This is a genomic window from Polaribacter sp. Hel_I_88 (assembly GCF_000687935.1).
Taxonomy (GTDB): Bacteria; Bacteroidota; Bacteroidia; order Flavobacteriales; family Flavobacteriaceae; genus Polaribacter.
The window spans coordinates 770,565-785,103 of sequence record NZ_JHZZ01000001.1 but is presented as its reverse complement, the minus strand read 5'-3'; the positions used below and the strand labels follow the sequence as shown (position 1 = coordinate 785,103).

The 14,539-nt window shown below is 28.6% G+C and carries 14 protein-coding genes; 9 read left to right on the top strand and 5 right to left on the bottom strand.

The window, feature by feature from the left end:
• The first annotated feature begins 112 nt into the window (after positions 1–112).
• The 4 genes from P161_RS0103450 (at position 113) to P161_RS0103435 (ending at position 3,023) form a co-directional block, all read left to right on the top strand.
• Positions 113–1,108 (top strand): IS110 family transposase, encoded by a 996-nt coding sequence (locus P161_RS0103450; RefSeq protein ID WP_026775323.1) that lies wholly within the window; start codon positions 113–115, stop codon positions 1,106–1,108.
• A gap of 123 nt (positions 1,109–1,231) precedes the next feature.
• On the top strand, positions 1,232–2,272 hold the full coding sequence (locus P161_RS0103445; RefSeq protein WP_026775675.1) for an FAD-binding oxidoreductase: 1,041 nt from the start codon (positions 1,232–1,234) through the stop codon (positions 2,270–2,272).
• Between the two features lie 348 nt (positions 2,273–2,620).
• Positions 2,621–2,752, top strand: coding sequence for a hypothetical protein (locus P161_RS20000; RefSeq protein WP_302846534.1), 132 nt, complete (start codon positions 2,621–2,623; stop codon positions 2,750–2,752).
• Between the two features lie 28 nt (positions 2,753–2,780).
• The gene (locus P161_RS0103435) at positions 2,781–3,023 is read left to right on the top strand and encodes a DUF5053 domain-containing protein (RefSeq protein WP_026775674.1); all 243 of its coding nucleotides are present in this window, start codon (positions 2,781–2,783) and stop codon (positions 3,021–3,023) included.
• 2 nt (positions 3,024–3,025) lie between these two features.
• Here the strand turns inward: P161_RS0103435 and P161_RS0103430 are convergent, their stop codons facing one another.
• The gene (locus tag P161_RS0103430) at positions 3,026–3,418 is read right to left on the bottom strand and encodes a DUF983 domain-containing protein (RefSeq protein WP_368086203.1); all 393 of its coding nucleotides are present in this window, start codon (positions 3,416–3,418) and stop codon (positions 3,026–3,028) included.
• A 73-nt stretch (positions 3,419–3,491) separates the two neighbouring features.
• Here P161_RS0103430 and P161_RS0103425 point away from each other — a divergent pair, with 73 nt between their 5' ends.
• Positions 3,492–5,411 carry an ABC-F family ATP-binding cassette domain-containing protein gene (locus P161_RS0103425; RefSeq protein ID WP_026775672.1) on the top strand — a complete coding sequence of 640 codons (1,920 nt, stop codon included), beginning with the start codon at positions 3,492–3,494 and terminating at the stop codon, positions 5,409–5,411.
• Positions 5,412–5,530: 119 nt separating this feature from the next.
• Here the strand turns inward: P161_RS0103425 and P161_RS0103420 are convergent, their stop codons facing one another.
• The 3 genes from P161_RS0103420 to P161_RS0103410 form a co-directional block, all read right to left on the bottom strand.
• A complete protein-coding gene (locus P161_RS0103420; RefSeq protein ID WP_026775671.1) occupies positions 5,531–6,670 on the bottom strand; it encodes a hypothetical protein in 1,140 nt (379 codons plus the stop codon).
• Positions 6,671–6,821: 151 nt separating this feature from the next.
• Positions 6,822–7,463 (bottom strand): hypothetical protein, encoded by a 642-nt coding sequence (locus tag P161_RS0103415; protein ID WP_155810412.1) that lies wholly within the window; start codon positions 7,461–7,463, stop codon positions 6,822–6,824.
• A gap of 123 nt (positions 7,464–7,586) precedes the next feature.
• A complete protein-coding gene (locus P161_RS0103410; protein WP_026775669.1) occupies positions 7,587–8,453 on the bottom strand; it encodes a bile acid:sodium symporter family protein in 867 nt (288 codons plus the stop codon).
• Positions 8,454–8,593: 140 nt separating this feature from the next.
• Here P161_RS0103410 and P161_RS0103405 point away from each other — a divergent pair, with 140 nt between their 5' ends.
• Together P161_RS0103405 and P161_RS0103400 are read left to right on the top strand one after the other, a co-directional pair.
• On the top strand, positions 8,594–9,553 hold the full coding sequence (locus P161_RS0103405; protein ID WP_197026323.1) for a 1-aminocyclopropane-1-carboxylate deaminase/D-cysteine desulfhydrase: 960 nt from the start codon (positions 8,594–8,596) through the stop codon (positions 9,551–9,553).
• Positions 9,550–10,398: a glucosaminidase domain-containing protein gene (locus tag P161_RS0103400; protein WP_026775667.1), complete on the top strand. Its 849-nt coding sequence runs from the start codon at positions 9,550–9,552 to the stop codon at positions 10,396–10,398. The genes P161_RS0103405 and P161_RS0103400 overlap by 4 nt, the downstream gene beginning before the upstream one ends.
• A 138-nt stretch (positions 10,399–10,536) precedes the next feature.
• Here the strand turns inward: P161_RS0103400 and P161_RS0103395 are convergent, their stop codons facing one another.
• Positions 10,537–11,235, bottom strand: coding sequence for an SIMPL domain-containing protein (locus P161_RS0103395; protein ID WP_026775666.1), 699 nt, complete (start codon positions 11,233–11,235; stop codon positions 10,537–10,539).
• A 215-nt stretch (positions 11,236–11,450) separates the two neighbouring features.
• Here P161_RS0103395 and P161_RS0103390 point away from each other — a divergent pair, with 215 nt between their 5' ends.
• On the top strand, positions 11,451–12,167 hold the full coding sequence (locus P161_RS0103390) for a carboxypeptidase-like regulatory domain-containing protein (protein WP_155810411.1): 717 nt from the start codon (positions 11,451–11,453) through the stop codon (positions 12,165–12,167).
• 41 nt (positions 12,168–12,208) lie between these two features.
• On the top strand, positions 12,209–14,359 hold the full coding sequence (locus P161_RS0103385; RefSeq protein ID WP_231494696.1) for a histidine kinase: 2,151 nt from the start codon (positions 12,209–12,211) through the stop codon (positions 14,357–14,359).
• Positions 14,360–14,539: the final 180 nt, after the last annotated feature.

The window sequence follows — 14,539 nt, the reverse complement described above, 5'->3', positions numbered from 1 at the left end:
ATTAGTCTCCATTCTTTTATTACCGATTACAAAGGACCAAATAGAATTTCAGCTTCGCCCTTTTAAAGGTTTTAGTCAACGTAATCATCTTTTACTAACACAAAACAAAATTATGAAAATTAAACAAACTATTGGTATTGACATTAGCAAATTAACTTTTGATGTCCGTATTCACAGTAACCAGTGTTATCAATCATTTGAAAACAACTCAAAAGGATTTAAAGCACTTGTAAAATGGGTCGAAAAAAACAACCCAATTTCTAAAGAGCAAACTTTATTTGTTTTAGAACATACAGGTATTTATTCTGAAGAAATCTCATTATTTTTTGATATAAATAACTTTTATTTTGCACTAATTCCAGGTTTAGAAATAAAGAAATCCCTTGGTATTTCTAGAGGAAAAGATGATAAAGTAGATGCCACAAAAATAGCACTTTATGGGTATCGATTAAGAGATGAAATTAAACCTTATAAACTTCCATCAAAAAACATTCATCAACTAAAACGCTTATTAACATTAAGAGAAAGGCTAGTAAAACAAAATGCTGGTTATAAAGCAACACTTAAAGAACAAAAAAGAATTTATACTAGAAAAGAGAATCAACTTCTTATAGAAACCCAAGAGAAAATGATAAAATATTTTACCAAACAAATTAAGAATATTGAGGCTGAAATGAACGTAATAATTAAGGCTAATGAACAACTTAAAAAACAATATAAACTAATTGTGAGTATCAAAGGAGTGGGTAGTCAGACAGCTTTATTTATGATTGTAACAACAAACGGATTTACAAAGTTTGCTTCTTGGAGAAAGTTTGCTTCTTATTGTGGAATTGCACCTTTCCCTAATACCTCTGGAACAAGTATTAGAGGAAGAACTAAAGTGAGTAATCTTGCTAACAAAAAAATAAAAAGCCTCTTTGATATGTGTGCAAAATCAGCAATACAAAATAACCCAGAAATGAAAATATTTTACCATAGAAGACTCGAACAAGGAAAAAATAAAATGAGCACAATTAACATCATAAGAAATAAACTATTATCACGAATTTTTGCTACTATAAAAAGACAAACTCCTTATGTAGATGTATTAAAATATGCTGCGTAAATAAATCAAAATATATTTGGTAAAGTCATAGAATACGAAATGATACTCTTATTTCTTATTGATTTAAATCGCAATTTTTCACAAAATCCCAAACTTTCAGTAAAACTTAATTATTTTTGCATCATGAAAATTGATTATATTATTGTTGGTTTAGGTTTGGCAGGTTTGGCTTTTGCAGAGCAATTGATAAAAGCTAAAAAAACGTTTCTAGTTTTTGAAAATCATTCGCAAACATCTTCCTTAGTTGCAGGTGGCGTTTACAATCCTGTAATTTTAAAAAGATTTACACCTGTTTGGAATGCCAAAGAGCAATTAGAAGTTGCTTTACCCTTTTACGAATCGTTAGAAAAAAAACTTAACCAAAAATTTGATGAAAAGTTTGTCATCAAAAAAGTATTTAAATCCATAGAAGACCAAAATAATTGGTTTGCAGCTTTTGACAAACCTAAAGTTGCTCCGTTTTTAGACGAAACTTTAGACAAACAAAAATACCATGGAATTCTAGAAGAATATCATTATGGAAATGTAAAAGAAGGAGGTAGAATCGACACAGAATTGCTAATAGAAACCTACAGAAAGTACCTAAAAGAAAATAATTGGATTCGTTTTGAGAAATTTAATCATGATGAAATAAAATTTAAAGAAGATAGTATTCAATATCAAGATATAGAAGTTGGTAAAATTGTTTTTGCAGAAGGTTTTGGTGTAAAAGAGAATCCGTTTTTTAAACACTTACCTTTAGATGAAGTAAAAGGAGAAACCATCATTATAAATGCACCTGAATTAAAGATTGATTTTTTACTAAAATCAACCGTTTTTGTAATGCCTTTAGGAAATGGAAACTATAAAATAGGTGCAACTTTTAATCATAAAGATAAAACTTCAATTCCATCAGAAGAAGGTAAACAAGAATTGGTAGAAAAATTACAAAAAGTAATTAATGTTCCTTACACAATCATCAACCAAAAAGCAGGTATAAGACCAGCAGTAAAAGATAGAAGGCCTTTGGTGGGTGTGCATGAAGATTATCAAAATTTAGCAGTTTTAAATGGCTTAGGAACTCGTGGAGTAATGATTGCACCAACATTGGCTAAACAGCTTTACAATCATTTAGAACATAAAGAAAAACTAGATTTAGACTCTGATATTAAGCGATTTGAATAAGAAATTATCATTTTGTTTTCATTAATTTGTACAGAATTTTTGTTTGTTTTAGGAATTGAATAAAATTTAATAGTTTTTGGAAGTATTCAATTTTAAATATGTCGCCCTTCTAGGGCTTAAATTTAGTTAAAGAAGTTTAATTATTAATGTTTCACCCCTTTGGGATTTTTAGTTCCATAGGAACGCAACATTAATAGTAAAATAATAATTTGAAATCTAAAAGCTCCATAGGAGCGAAATATAACCACAAAAAAGATTTTGTAATAAGATATTAAGCGTTATTCTTAACATTTTATTTTTTTATTATACAAATGTTTAATATATTTATGATGTAATTTTAAAACTATTATGAAAAAGGAGCTTTCAGAAAATGAATGGGAATTAATAGATATGATTAGAAATTACAACAACACATATCCAAAATCAATAGAATTAGAAATTTATATTCAAATGTTAGTAGATAAATTAATGGACATTTAATTTATAAAGAATTTTTTAAATTAATAATATGGAAATTACAAAACAAAAAAAGTCAATGAAATCCTTAATGTGGGATATAATTGTTGATATATCTTGGGCAAATATTTCTAAAAAATATTTTGGAAAATCTAGATCTTGGTTAAGTCAAAAAATGAATGGTTTAGACGGAAATGGCTCGAATATCGAGTTTTCTGAAGAAGAAAAAGAAACTTTAAAAAAAGCGTTATACGATTTGTCTAATCGAATTAAAATATGTGCAGATAAATTATAAAACTAATTTTTTTTAGTTGCTGCATCTTTATCATACCCAACAAACATATTTATCCAAATAATTCTAGCCATTCTTAAGTTTAAAGGCGCCAAAACAATAAGCGCACCTAAAACACTTAAAAAAGATTCTAATAAATTTAAACCAATAAATAGTTTTGTAATAATAAATACAGCTATTGAAATAGCCACTGTAATTCCGTAATTTATATACATTGCTCCGTAAAAAAAAGACGGCTCTAACATGTATTTTAAATTACATTCAGAGCAATGTGTATGAATTGTTGTAATTTTAGAAGGGTTAAAAGTAACCCCATATTTAAAGAATTTACCCTCATGACATTTAGGACATTTCCCATTTACAATACTGTATAATTTTGTTCCCTTTTTAAACATCATAACCTTAAAATTTATATACTTTTGCAAAGGTAAATTTTTTACTACTTTTATTAAGTAACTATTATTACATTTCATGTTAAACGTGCATAATTTAACAGTTTCCTTTATGGGAACTGACTTGTTTTCTGGCATCACTTTTAAATTAAATAAAGGCGATAGAATAGGATTGATTGGAAAAAATGGAGCAGGGAAATCTACGCTACTAAAAGTGTTATCAAAAGATATTGAAACGAGTGGAGGCACCATGGCTTTTGATAAAGATATACGAATGGGCTTTTTAAGACAAGATATAGATTTTGTGGAAGGAAGAACCATTTTGGAAGAAGCCTATCAAGCTTTTGAAGAAATTAAAGAATTAGAACTTCAACTTGAAGAAATAAATACGCAATTAACCACAAGAACCGATTATGAAAGCGATTCTTATACAGAGTTAATTCAAGATTTAACAGATAAACAAGAACGTTACGAACTTTTAGGAGGTTATAATTATCAAGGTGATACAGAGAAAATTTTACAAGGTTTAGGTTTTCAAAGAGAAGATTTTGACAAACTTACTGATACTTTTTCTGGAGGTTGGAGAATGCGTATTGAATTGGCAAAACTATTGTTACAAAATAATGATATTTTACTGTTAGATGAGCCAACAAACCATTTAGATATTGAATCTATAATTTGGTTAGAGAACTTTTTAAAGAACTATTCTGGAGCAATTGTATTGGTTTCTCACGATAAAATGTTTCTAGATAACGTAACCAACAGAACTATAGAAATTTCTCTTGGGCAGATTTATGATTATAAAAAACCATATTCTCAATTCTTATTATTAAGAGGAGAAATTAAGGAAAAGCAATTACAAGCACAAAAAAATCAAGAGAAAGAGATAAAGCAAAAACAAGACTTAATTAACAAATTTAAAGCCAAAGCAAGTAAAGCATCTATGGCACAATCTTTAATGAAACAGCTTGATAAAGTTGAGTTGATTGAAGTAGATCAAGATGATAACCAAGCCATGAATGTGCGTTTTGCAATTTCTAAAGAGCCAGGTAAAATTATTGTGGAAGCAGAAAATCTTTCTAAAAGTTATGGTGATAAACATGTTTTAGAAGGAGTAGATTTATTGATTGAAAGAAACTCTAAAATTGCTTTTGTTGGGCAAAATGGACAAGGAAAATCGACTTTAGCTAAAATGATGGTTGGTGAAATTCCTTTTGAAGGCTATTTAAAACTTGGGCACAATGTAGAAGTTGGTTATTTTGCACAGAATCAATCAGAATATTTACCACCAGAAAAAACGGTGTTAGAAATTATGGAAGATGCTGCAACAGATGGTAACAGAATGCGTGTTAGAGACATGTTGGGTTCTTTCCTTTTTGGTGGTGATGCAGTAGATAAAAAAGCAAAAGTACTTTCTGGTGGAGAAAGAAACAGGTTGGCATTGTGTAAATTGTTGTTACAGCCATTCAACGTTTTAATCATGGATGAGCCAACAAACCATTTAGATATTGCCTCTAAAACGGTTTTAAAAGAAGCATTAAGTAAATTTAATGGAACGTTAATTGTAGTTTCTCACGATCGTGAGTTTTTACAAGGCTTAACATCTTCTGTGTATGGTTTTAAAGACAAAGAAATCAAAGAATATTTAGGTGATATCGATTATTTCTTGGAAGAACATAAAATGGAAAATCTACGTGAAGCAGAAAAGAGAACTGTTGTAAAGGTAGATAAGGATACTTCTAAAAGTGAAGCGAATCAATTGTCTAGAGATCAAGAAAAAGAACTTAAAAAGTTAAACAACAGGCTTTCTAATATAGAAACTGAAATTGCTGATTTAGAAAAAGAAATCGAAAAATTAGATTTAGAACTAGCAAAAAACTACGATGAAGTTGCTGCAAGACCAAATTTCTTTCAAAAATACAAAGCGAAAAAAGCAAAAGTAGATTCGTTGATGGAAGAATGGGAAAAAGTAGAAGGTAAAGTTGGGCAGTTTTCTTAAAGAATAAGCTATTTATATGATAGTTTTAATACTGTAAAAACATTAAAAGTCACATAACTTTAGTCAATAAAATTAATGATTTTTGATGTTTTTTTATTACTTGTATACGGATGTTGCCATTAGTTTTTTATTTCGTAAACGTGTCCTTTTTCGGGTTTTCCTAAATCTTTATTTACAATCGTTGGTTTTATCCAAATCAGTTTATTTTCCTTTAATTTTAATCCGTATGCTTGATTTCTCCAATGACCTCTTCTCCAATGTGGCGATAATTCAAGTCCGCTGTTTGTGTTATTCTTGTTGTTTTTAGAAAAAGAAAGACCAACGTATTGAATTTTAGAAAAACCTGTTTCGCTAATCTTTTTTCCGATTTTATTTTGCTCTTTTTCGTTTTTTGAAATTGTTAGTTTTTTGTTGAAATTATGGGGTAAGTCATTTGGATATTTTGCTATTATATCTTTACTTTCACTAGGTAGCGATAGATATAATAAACTATTAACAAGCGCTTTACAAGTATTATCTATGAACTTAATATGACGATTAAAAGCGTCTAAATGTAAATCATCTATTTCCTCTTTATTTTCAGGAAAATAGGAAAATCTAAACATTTTTTTTGCGTCATCTATTCCATTTTCTATTGTGATAATATTTTCCTTTTCTCTGAAATAAAATGCATAATTCCAGAAGTCTGCTCCACCATATCCGCTATCATCCCAAATTTTGTCATAATCGATTAATTTATGTTCTAAAAAGTCGCCAACAAAATTAAAGCTAATTGCATAGTCAAAAATTAAAGGGTCTTTTTCTTCGTATTCATTTTCCATTGCTTGTCTATCAATCGAAATATAAACTCCCTCAATAATCTTTTCAGAGTTTTCTGTGATTTTTATTCCTAATGATTTTAAAGAAATATAAAAATTGTCATAGGGCAATTTAAACGATTTGTATGTTAAGTCTTTTACATCTGTTTTTTTTAACATTTGTAAAAGTTCTTGAGAAAAAGAAAATATGTTTTTTCCGTTTTTGAACCAATTTCTCCAATTGTGGAATTGGTCTAAAATATATCCGTTTTCACAATATTCTTTTGCAGTAAATTTATCTGAATTTCTTCTATTTCCGTAATTTCCCTCGTCTTTGTAGAAATACTCATATTCGCCTAGCATTTGGTCGTAAAAAGAATCAGTATCTTTTAATTTTTCACGAAAATTATATTCTTTCTCGATGGAATAAGGTTGATAATATTTCAGTTCTTTATCGTTCATTTCAAATTAATGGCAACGTTTTTGTATAAGAAAAGTTGCGTGTTTTAAGCAATAAAGTTAGTAAATAAAACACGAACCAAGAAAATCCGAGAGGATTTTCGTAAGTAAGCTAAAACCAGCAATTTTTTTTATACGGTGTTGGCAACTGGCTTTAATTCATAATTCTAAATTTCGTATTACTTTCAGAATCATCAAAACCAATAATTCCTTTTTTTAAGTCAAAATAAACTTTATTAACTTCTGATTTTTCAAAAAATGATAAATAGTTAATTAGACCTCCTTTACCTTCAAATGTCAAAACACTTTCATATGTAATATTTCCAATCTTCATTTCATTGATTTCGTATTCAATTGGTTCAGGGATTTTATACTGAAATTTAATTCCACCACAAGAATTTTCAGTAGATGATGGAATAGAAATACTATTACCTAATTTTCCTTCTTTGCTTTTTGAAATAGAAATGATGATTTTATTACAGACTTCTGAATTTATTTCAGTCAGTTTCAAAATTATTACTAAATTATCATAATAATACATCTTTGCTGGGGAAAGAAATCCAGAAGATTCTTTTTCAATTTTATATCTCTCAATTTCAAAATTAACAATTCTATTATTTTCATTAATAAACTGCCTTATTTCTCCGACTTTATTATAATCTTTAAACAAATAAATTTCATCTGAACTAGAAAATTTGAAATGTTCATTTCCTCCAAATATATCAATTTCAGGATTACAAGAATATATTATCAAAAGTGATGTTAGCAATAATAAAGGTTTAATTATTTTTCTCATAATGTTCTCATTTTTGCTTGTTGCCAACTCGTTATATAACAACTTTTAGTACGTATATCCCTTAAATTAAACTGGACATCATAATTTAAATTGATTATTTCTCTGTAAATATAATTTATTTATTTAAGATTTCTTCCTTCCAAAATACCACATTAAAATTCCGCCAGTAATAAACATCCAAATGGCATATACACCAATTGGAATTCCCATTTCTACATTATTTAAAATAGAAGCTGCAATTACTAAAGCCAATGTTCCATTTTGAATGCCACTTTCAATCATAATAGAAATGCTACTTTTTATATCTAACTTAAAAAGTTTTGCAGTACAATAACCCAAAGCCATTGTAATTATATTTAAAAGTAAAGTAACCAAACCTGCTTCTTTCATTCCAGCAACCAACATGTTTTTATTAGCGACTAAAACTGCCATAAAAACCAAGATAAAAATTACGGTAGACGCTGTTCTCATTGGTTTTTCCATTCTTTTTGCGAAACTAGCTTTGTAATTACGAATTAGCATTCCAACAGAAATCGGAATTACAGTAATCACCATAATTTGTAAAATAGTATCAAGAATTGGTAATGCTATAGTTGCAGCTGTATTTGTGCCAAAATAATGCAAAGCGTAACTTATTATAAAGGGAATTAGTAAAATACTAATAAAACTTGCAAAGGCAGTTAAGGTAACAGATAAGGCAATGTTTCCTTTGCAAACTTGGGTTATTAAATTACTTGTTGGGCCTCCAGGGCAAGAAGCTAAAATCATCAAACCAACTGCCATAATTGGATTTAAATCGAAAGCAATTGCTAATAAAAAACCTACAATTGGTAGCAAAATAAGCTGATTCGTCAACCCAATAAAAATAGCTTTTGGGTATTTAAAAATCCGTTTAAAATCATCAGGAATTAAAGTCATGCCCATTCCTAGCATAATTATAGCTAAAGAAATAGGTAAAAAAACTTTACTGATAAGTTCGGTTGCTGTCATACAAGTTTTATTTTATTGATTCTTAGCGAAGTTCGTCTTTTATTTTTTTAAAATCAAATACTATTTTTTTCTGATTCTAAAAAGTTTAAAAATTGATTAACCCATAAACTTTCTATATTTTTGCAGTTAAACTTATTTTTTTGGTAAAGATAGATAACACTCTTTTTAACGATTCGATTACCAGTGAGAATCAACAAATTCATCTTCCTGTTTTGGAGGATAAAAAGATTGAGCTCTTTATTAAAAGAGAAGATTTAATTCATCCTTTTGTTTCTGGTAATAAATTCAGAAAACTAAAGTACAACCTTAAAGAAGCCAAAAAATTAAAAAAGAAGAGTTTATTAACCTTTGGAGGTGCGTATTCTAACCATATTGTAGCTACTGCAGTTGCTGGTAATATTTCGGGTTTTAAAACTTTTGGGATTATAAGAGGAGAAGAATTAGGCAAAAAACTCGAAAAAACATTAGAGGAAAATGCTACGTTAAGAGAAGCGCACAATAATGGCATGAAGTTTCAATTTGTTTCTAGAGAAGAATATCGACAAAAAACTTCTTTTGGGTTTATTGAGAAATTAAAAAACAAATGGGGCGATTTTTATTTGATTCCTGAAGGAGGAACAAATCTTTTGGCTGTAAAAGGTTGTGAAGAAATTCTAACCAAAGAAGATAAAAAATTTAATGTTATTTGCTCTTGTTTAGGAACTGGAGGCACAGTTGCTGGGTTGATAAATTCCATTAGTAAAAAGCAAAAAGTTCTTGGTTTCCCTGCATTAAAAGGAAATTTTTTATCAGAAGAAATAAAAAAATATACCATTAATAGAAAAAATTGGAGCTTGCAGAAAAAATATCACTTTGGTGGTTATGCAAAATATACTGAGGAATTAATCAGCTTTATAAACGATTTTAAAGATAAAACCGATGTTTTGTTAGATCCTATTTATACAGGTAAAATGGTATTTGGTGTGCTAGATTTAGTTAAAAAAGATTTTTTTGCTGAAGGTTCTAAAATTCTGGTAATTCACACAGGAGGTTTGCAGGGAATTGATGGCATCAACAGAAAGTTAAGGGCTAATAATCAAGAATTAATTAAGGTGTCATGAAGTTAAAAGGAATCTTTATTTTATGTTCAATATTGTTTTTAGCCAGTTGTGGAGCTAAAAAAACAGTTGTAAACAAAGAAAACCCTGGAGTTGTAATTGTAGAGCCAGAACCAGTTGATTTACCTTCTGTAAACGAAAAGGAACTAACCAAGAAATTGGTAAAAAGGAATCCTAGTTTAAACACCTATACAATTGATTATATTAGAAAATATGCACCAATTGCAGTCAAAGAAATGCACGAATATAAAATTCCTGCAAGTATTACATTAGCACAAGGAATTTTAGAATCTGGCAAAGGTAGAAGCGAATTGGCGTTAAAATCTAACAATCATTTTGGGATAAAATGCCACACAGGTTGGACAGGCGAACGTGTTTATCATGATGATGATGAAAAAGGTGAATGTTTTAGAAAATACGTATATCCAGAAACTTCTTATAACGATCATTCGTTGTTTTTAACCCAAAGAAGACGTTATGCTTTTTTGTTCGATTATAAAATGAGCGATTATAAAAGATGGGCAAATGGCTTAAAAAAAGCGGGGTATGCAACCGATCCAAAATATCCTGCAAAATTGATTAAAATTATCAAAGATTATAAATTATACGAATTTGATAAGGTTTCAAAAAAAGCGTATTCAAAAGAAATTTTAGCTTTGAATGATGGTGAATCTTTCGAAAAACCAACCGTTATTCAAAAAACCGAACCAAAATTCTACGAGGTAGAAAAAGGAGATACTTTATATTCCATTGGTAGAAAATTTGGTGTTTCTGTGCCTGTTTTAAAAAAGCTGAACAATCTTAAAGACAATACAATTTCTATCGGACAAAAATTAGTGTTGAATTAAAAGATTTCTTAAACCTTTTGTCAAGTTTTTTTGAGAGGAATTAGGATAATGTCTTTGCGAGGAACGAAGCAATCTTTTATTTGTTTATTTCCAATTTAACTTAATTACCAAAAGCTTAATAATCCAAAAAGCTACCATTTATTTTATCTCAAATTTCACATAAATGGATGAGGTAATTTTTATCATTTTAAATTCTACAGTTTTATTTTTAACACCATATCCTGTAACTTCTATTTTAGAAAAATTAGAGCGATTGTTTAAGTAATTTACGTTTGTAAAATCTTGATTATTATTCGCTAATTCATTGATGATTATTGGTTTTCCTGTTTGTTCGCCAATGGCATTTAGCAAATAATCTGCTTTTTCTTTGGCAACTTTTATGGCTTTAATTCTGTTTTTCTTTTTAATGTTGATAAGGTCAGAATGTGTAGCTTTTACAATATGTACATCAGAAATTTCTAACTTTTTAAAGTTTTCAAAAAGCTGTTTCAATTTACCTGCTCCATTTACCTTTAAGCTGTAATTTGCCACAGAAAATATTTCTTCAGTCCACCAACCTGTTTTTGCTAACACTGCATTTACATCAGAAATTGAAAGGTTTGTTTCTGGAATACCAATTGATTTTAACACTGTTTTCAATTGGTTTTCTAAAAAGTCAAGCGTTAGTTTTTTTCCTTTTTCTGTGCGTTCTTTGATGCTGATGTCTAAATAAATCTCATTAGGTACAATTTCAATTTCGGCAGTTCCTGTAACTTCTATAAAAGGTTTTTGGGTAGTTGATTGTGCTAAAATTGCGGTTGTAAAAAGTAGAAAGAAAATAAGTTTTAAGTGTTTCATCGTATTTATTTTTAATGTTAAATTCGTTCAAACTTAACATCAACTTTTTTCTTGAAAAAACTAGAATGAGTGAAATGGTATTTTGAATGCGTAAACGATAGTAGGTAATTAGTAAAGAGCCATAATTCAGGTTTTTTATAAGCTATTATTGAGTTTTGCTGTTTTTTTGGTTGTTGATTTCTGTGTATGTTTACAATGAATTTAAAGCTTTAAATATGAAATATCAACTAACTATTCCCAAACCTTGTCACGAAAACTGGAATAAAATGACAGCTACTGAAAAAGGAAGATTTTGTAAAAGTTGTAATAAAGAAGTAATTGATTTTACAAATTTATCAATTGCTGCTATCACAAAAAAAGTGTTGGGCAAAGAAGGTGTTTGTGGTCGTTTTAAAACAAGTCAACTACACAAAGAAATTAAAACAAATGAGGATAATAATTTTACAAAGATTGCAGCAAGTGTAGCTTTAGTTACTGCAATTTCGGTTTCAGAACCTGTTTTTGCACAAGCTAAAAAAGATGCTATAGAAGTAAGAAATCATGTTAAAGGAAAATTTATTATTAAGAAAGATAGTGTAGAGAAATTTATCAACCTTAAAGGAACTGTAAAAGATAATTATGGCAATTTACCAGGAGTTTCTATCGTTCTGAAAAATACAAATATTGGTACAGAAACAGATTTTGATGGAAATTTTTCAATCAAAATACCAAATACAAAGCAAAAGTCGGTTATATTAGTTTTTTCTTATCTAGGGTTTAAAACACAAGAAGTTGATGTTTTAAAAATTAAAAAGCCTTTGGTTATAGAAATGTTGGAAGATCCATCTCAATTAGGTGAAGTTATTACAGTTGGTTATGTTTCAGTTCATAAAACTCCAAATGTATTTAGATGGATTGGAAATTTATTTAGAAGTAAAGAAAACAAAAAATAGTAGTGAAACAAAAAATATACATATTCATTCTTTTTTTATGCTTGAGTTTTTCAAGTGTTTTTGCGCAAGAAAACATTATAACTCAAAGAGGTGTTGAATTTTCTGTGCGAATTACGATTGTTGATGAAAACAAAAATAAGATTGTAAAAAATGTTCAAATTGATGCTAATGGAAAATTTTATACATTTCCAGATGTTGTAGGAAGATACATTATTAAAGCTAAAGTTGGCGATGAAATCAGGGTTTCTCATCCAGATTTTGAAACGGTGTATCATCGATTAACATCAAGTGAAGACATTAAAATTATTGTGGAAGATTATGTTGATAAAAGCAACTCATTTCTAAAATCGAGAAGCAAATCTGCTCAAAATGATTTTTACTTACAACATATAGATTCTGCTAAGTTTTATCAGAAAAAAGATATCGAAAAAAGTCTGTTGTTTATAGAAAAAGCGTTAGAAAATAATCAAAATAAAAAAAGAAATGCAACTACTTATTATCTTTTAGGTGATATTTATCTATTTTGGAAACAATACGATTTGGCAATAAATAACTACAAATTGTCGATTCAAATTAAAGAGGAAGTAACTACCAAAATATCGTTAGCAAAAGCACAGTTTTTAGCAAAAGACTATGATGAAAGTGCAAAAACATATCAAGAATTAAAAAAAGAAGAATTAAGTAATTTTGAAGAAATTCAAGTTTTTGAAGCTTTAGGGGATCTTAATTTTGCCACTAAAAAATTTAAAGAAGCGAATAGTAATTATCAAAAAGCGTTACAAATTGCTGAAGTAAACTCCATAACTTCTAAAATTATAGATATCAGTTCCAAAATTGGAGATGTATATGCAGCTCAAGGAAATACTAGCAAAGCAGAAAATTCATTTATCAATTCTATGAATCTTGCTGCCAAAGAAAATCCTGAAAGAGCTTTAAAAGAAGAAGAAAAAGTTGCTGATTTTTATAATAATAACAGGCGTTTTGATGATGAAATTAAACTACGAAAAAAGAGTTTAGAAAAAGCGAAAAATAAAAATGCAATTTCAGGAACTGTAGTTGAGGATTCCATCACTTCACAAAAAATAAATTATAAAATAGGACGTGCGTATTTACAAAAAGAAGATTATGAGAATGCAATTCCGTTTTTAGAAAAGAGTAAAAATGATGCCAAAGAAAAGAACGATATTGTAGTTGAAAAAGATGCGACCAGAAAAATTTCGGAAGCTTTTACAAATCTTGGTGAGAATGAAAAAGCTTTAAAAAATTACAAAGAATATGTTTCTTTGGTAGATTCTTTATATGTTAGAAAACAACAAGAAATTCAGCAAGCAGAACGTTTTGCTAAAAAAATTGCCGACAATCAAAACCGAATTGCAAGTTTAGAGAAAGACAAAGAATTAACCCAAAGTAAAATTAATTTGGCTTATGTAGATCAAAAATTATCTGAAGAAAGCAACGAAAAACAACGGATACTAATCTATGCATTATGTGGTGGTTTTTTACTGATGATTCTGGTGTTGTATTTTATGGTGAGAACCAATAAACAACAAAAATTAGCCAATAATTTATTGGCTTTAAAATCGATGCGTTCTCAAATGAATCCGCATTTTATTTTTAATGCGTTAAACTCTGTAAATAGTTTTATTGCTGTAAATGACGAAAGAAATGCAAATAGATATTTAAGTGAATTTTCGGCATTAATGCGTGCTGTTTTAGAAAATTCTGATGAAGATTTTATTCCTTTAATCAAAGAAATTGAGTTGTTAGAATTGTATGTAAAATTAGAACATAATCGTTTTAAAGATAAGTTCGATTATCAAATAAACATCGATAAAAATATTGATTTAGAACAGTTTTCAATTCCGCCAATGTTGTTGCAACCTTATATTGAAAATGCTATTTGGCATGGTTTACGATACAGAACAACAAAAGGAAATTTAGAAATTTCTATCAATATAAAAGACAACGAAACTATTTCCATTGTAATTATGGATGATGGAATTGGACGTAAAAAATCGCAGGAATTAAAGACAAAAAATCAGTTAAAACAAAAATCAAAAGGAATGAGCACTATAAAAAATAGGATCTCAATTTTAAATGATATGTATAAAGAACGCATTTCTGTAAACATTGTAGATGTTGATAAAAATGGAGAAGGAACAAAGGTTGAGTTGCTATTAAAAAAGAAGTAGACAGTTTTCAGTTTCAGTTTTCAGTAAATAAAAGAGACAAGATTAAAGGGAAACAGGAGACAAGATATAAGAATAAAGATGATAGAAAAAAGAGAAGAGAAAAGAGAAAAGAGAAAAAAATGTAATTTATCAGAATCTAAATTTGGTTTAACAATTATAATCTGAGATATCCGTGAAATC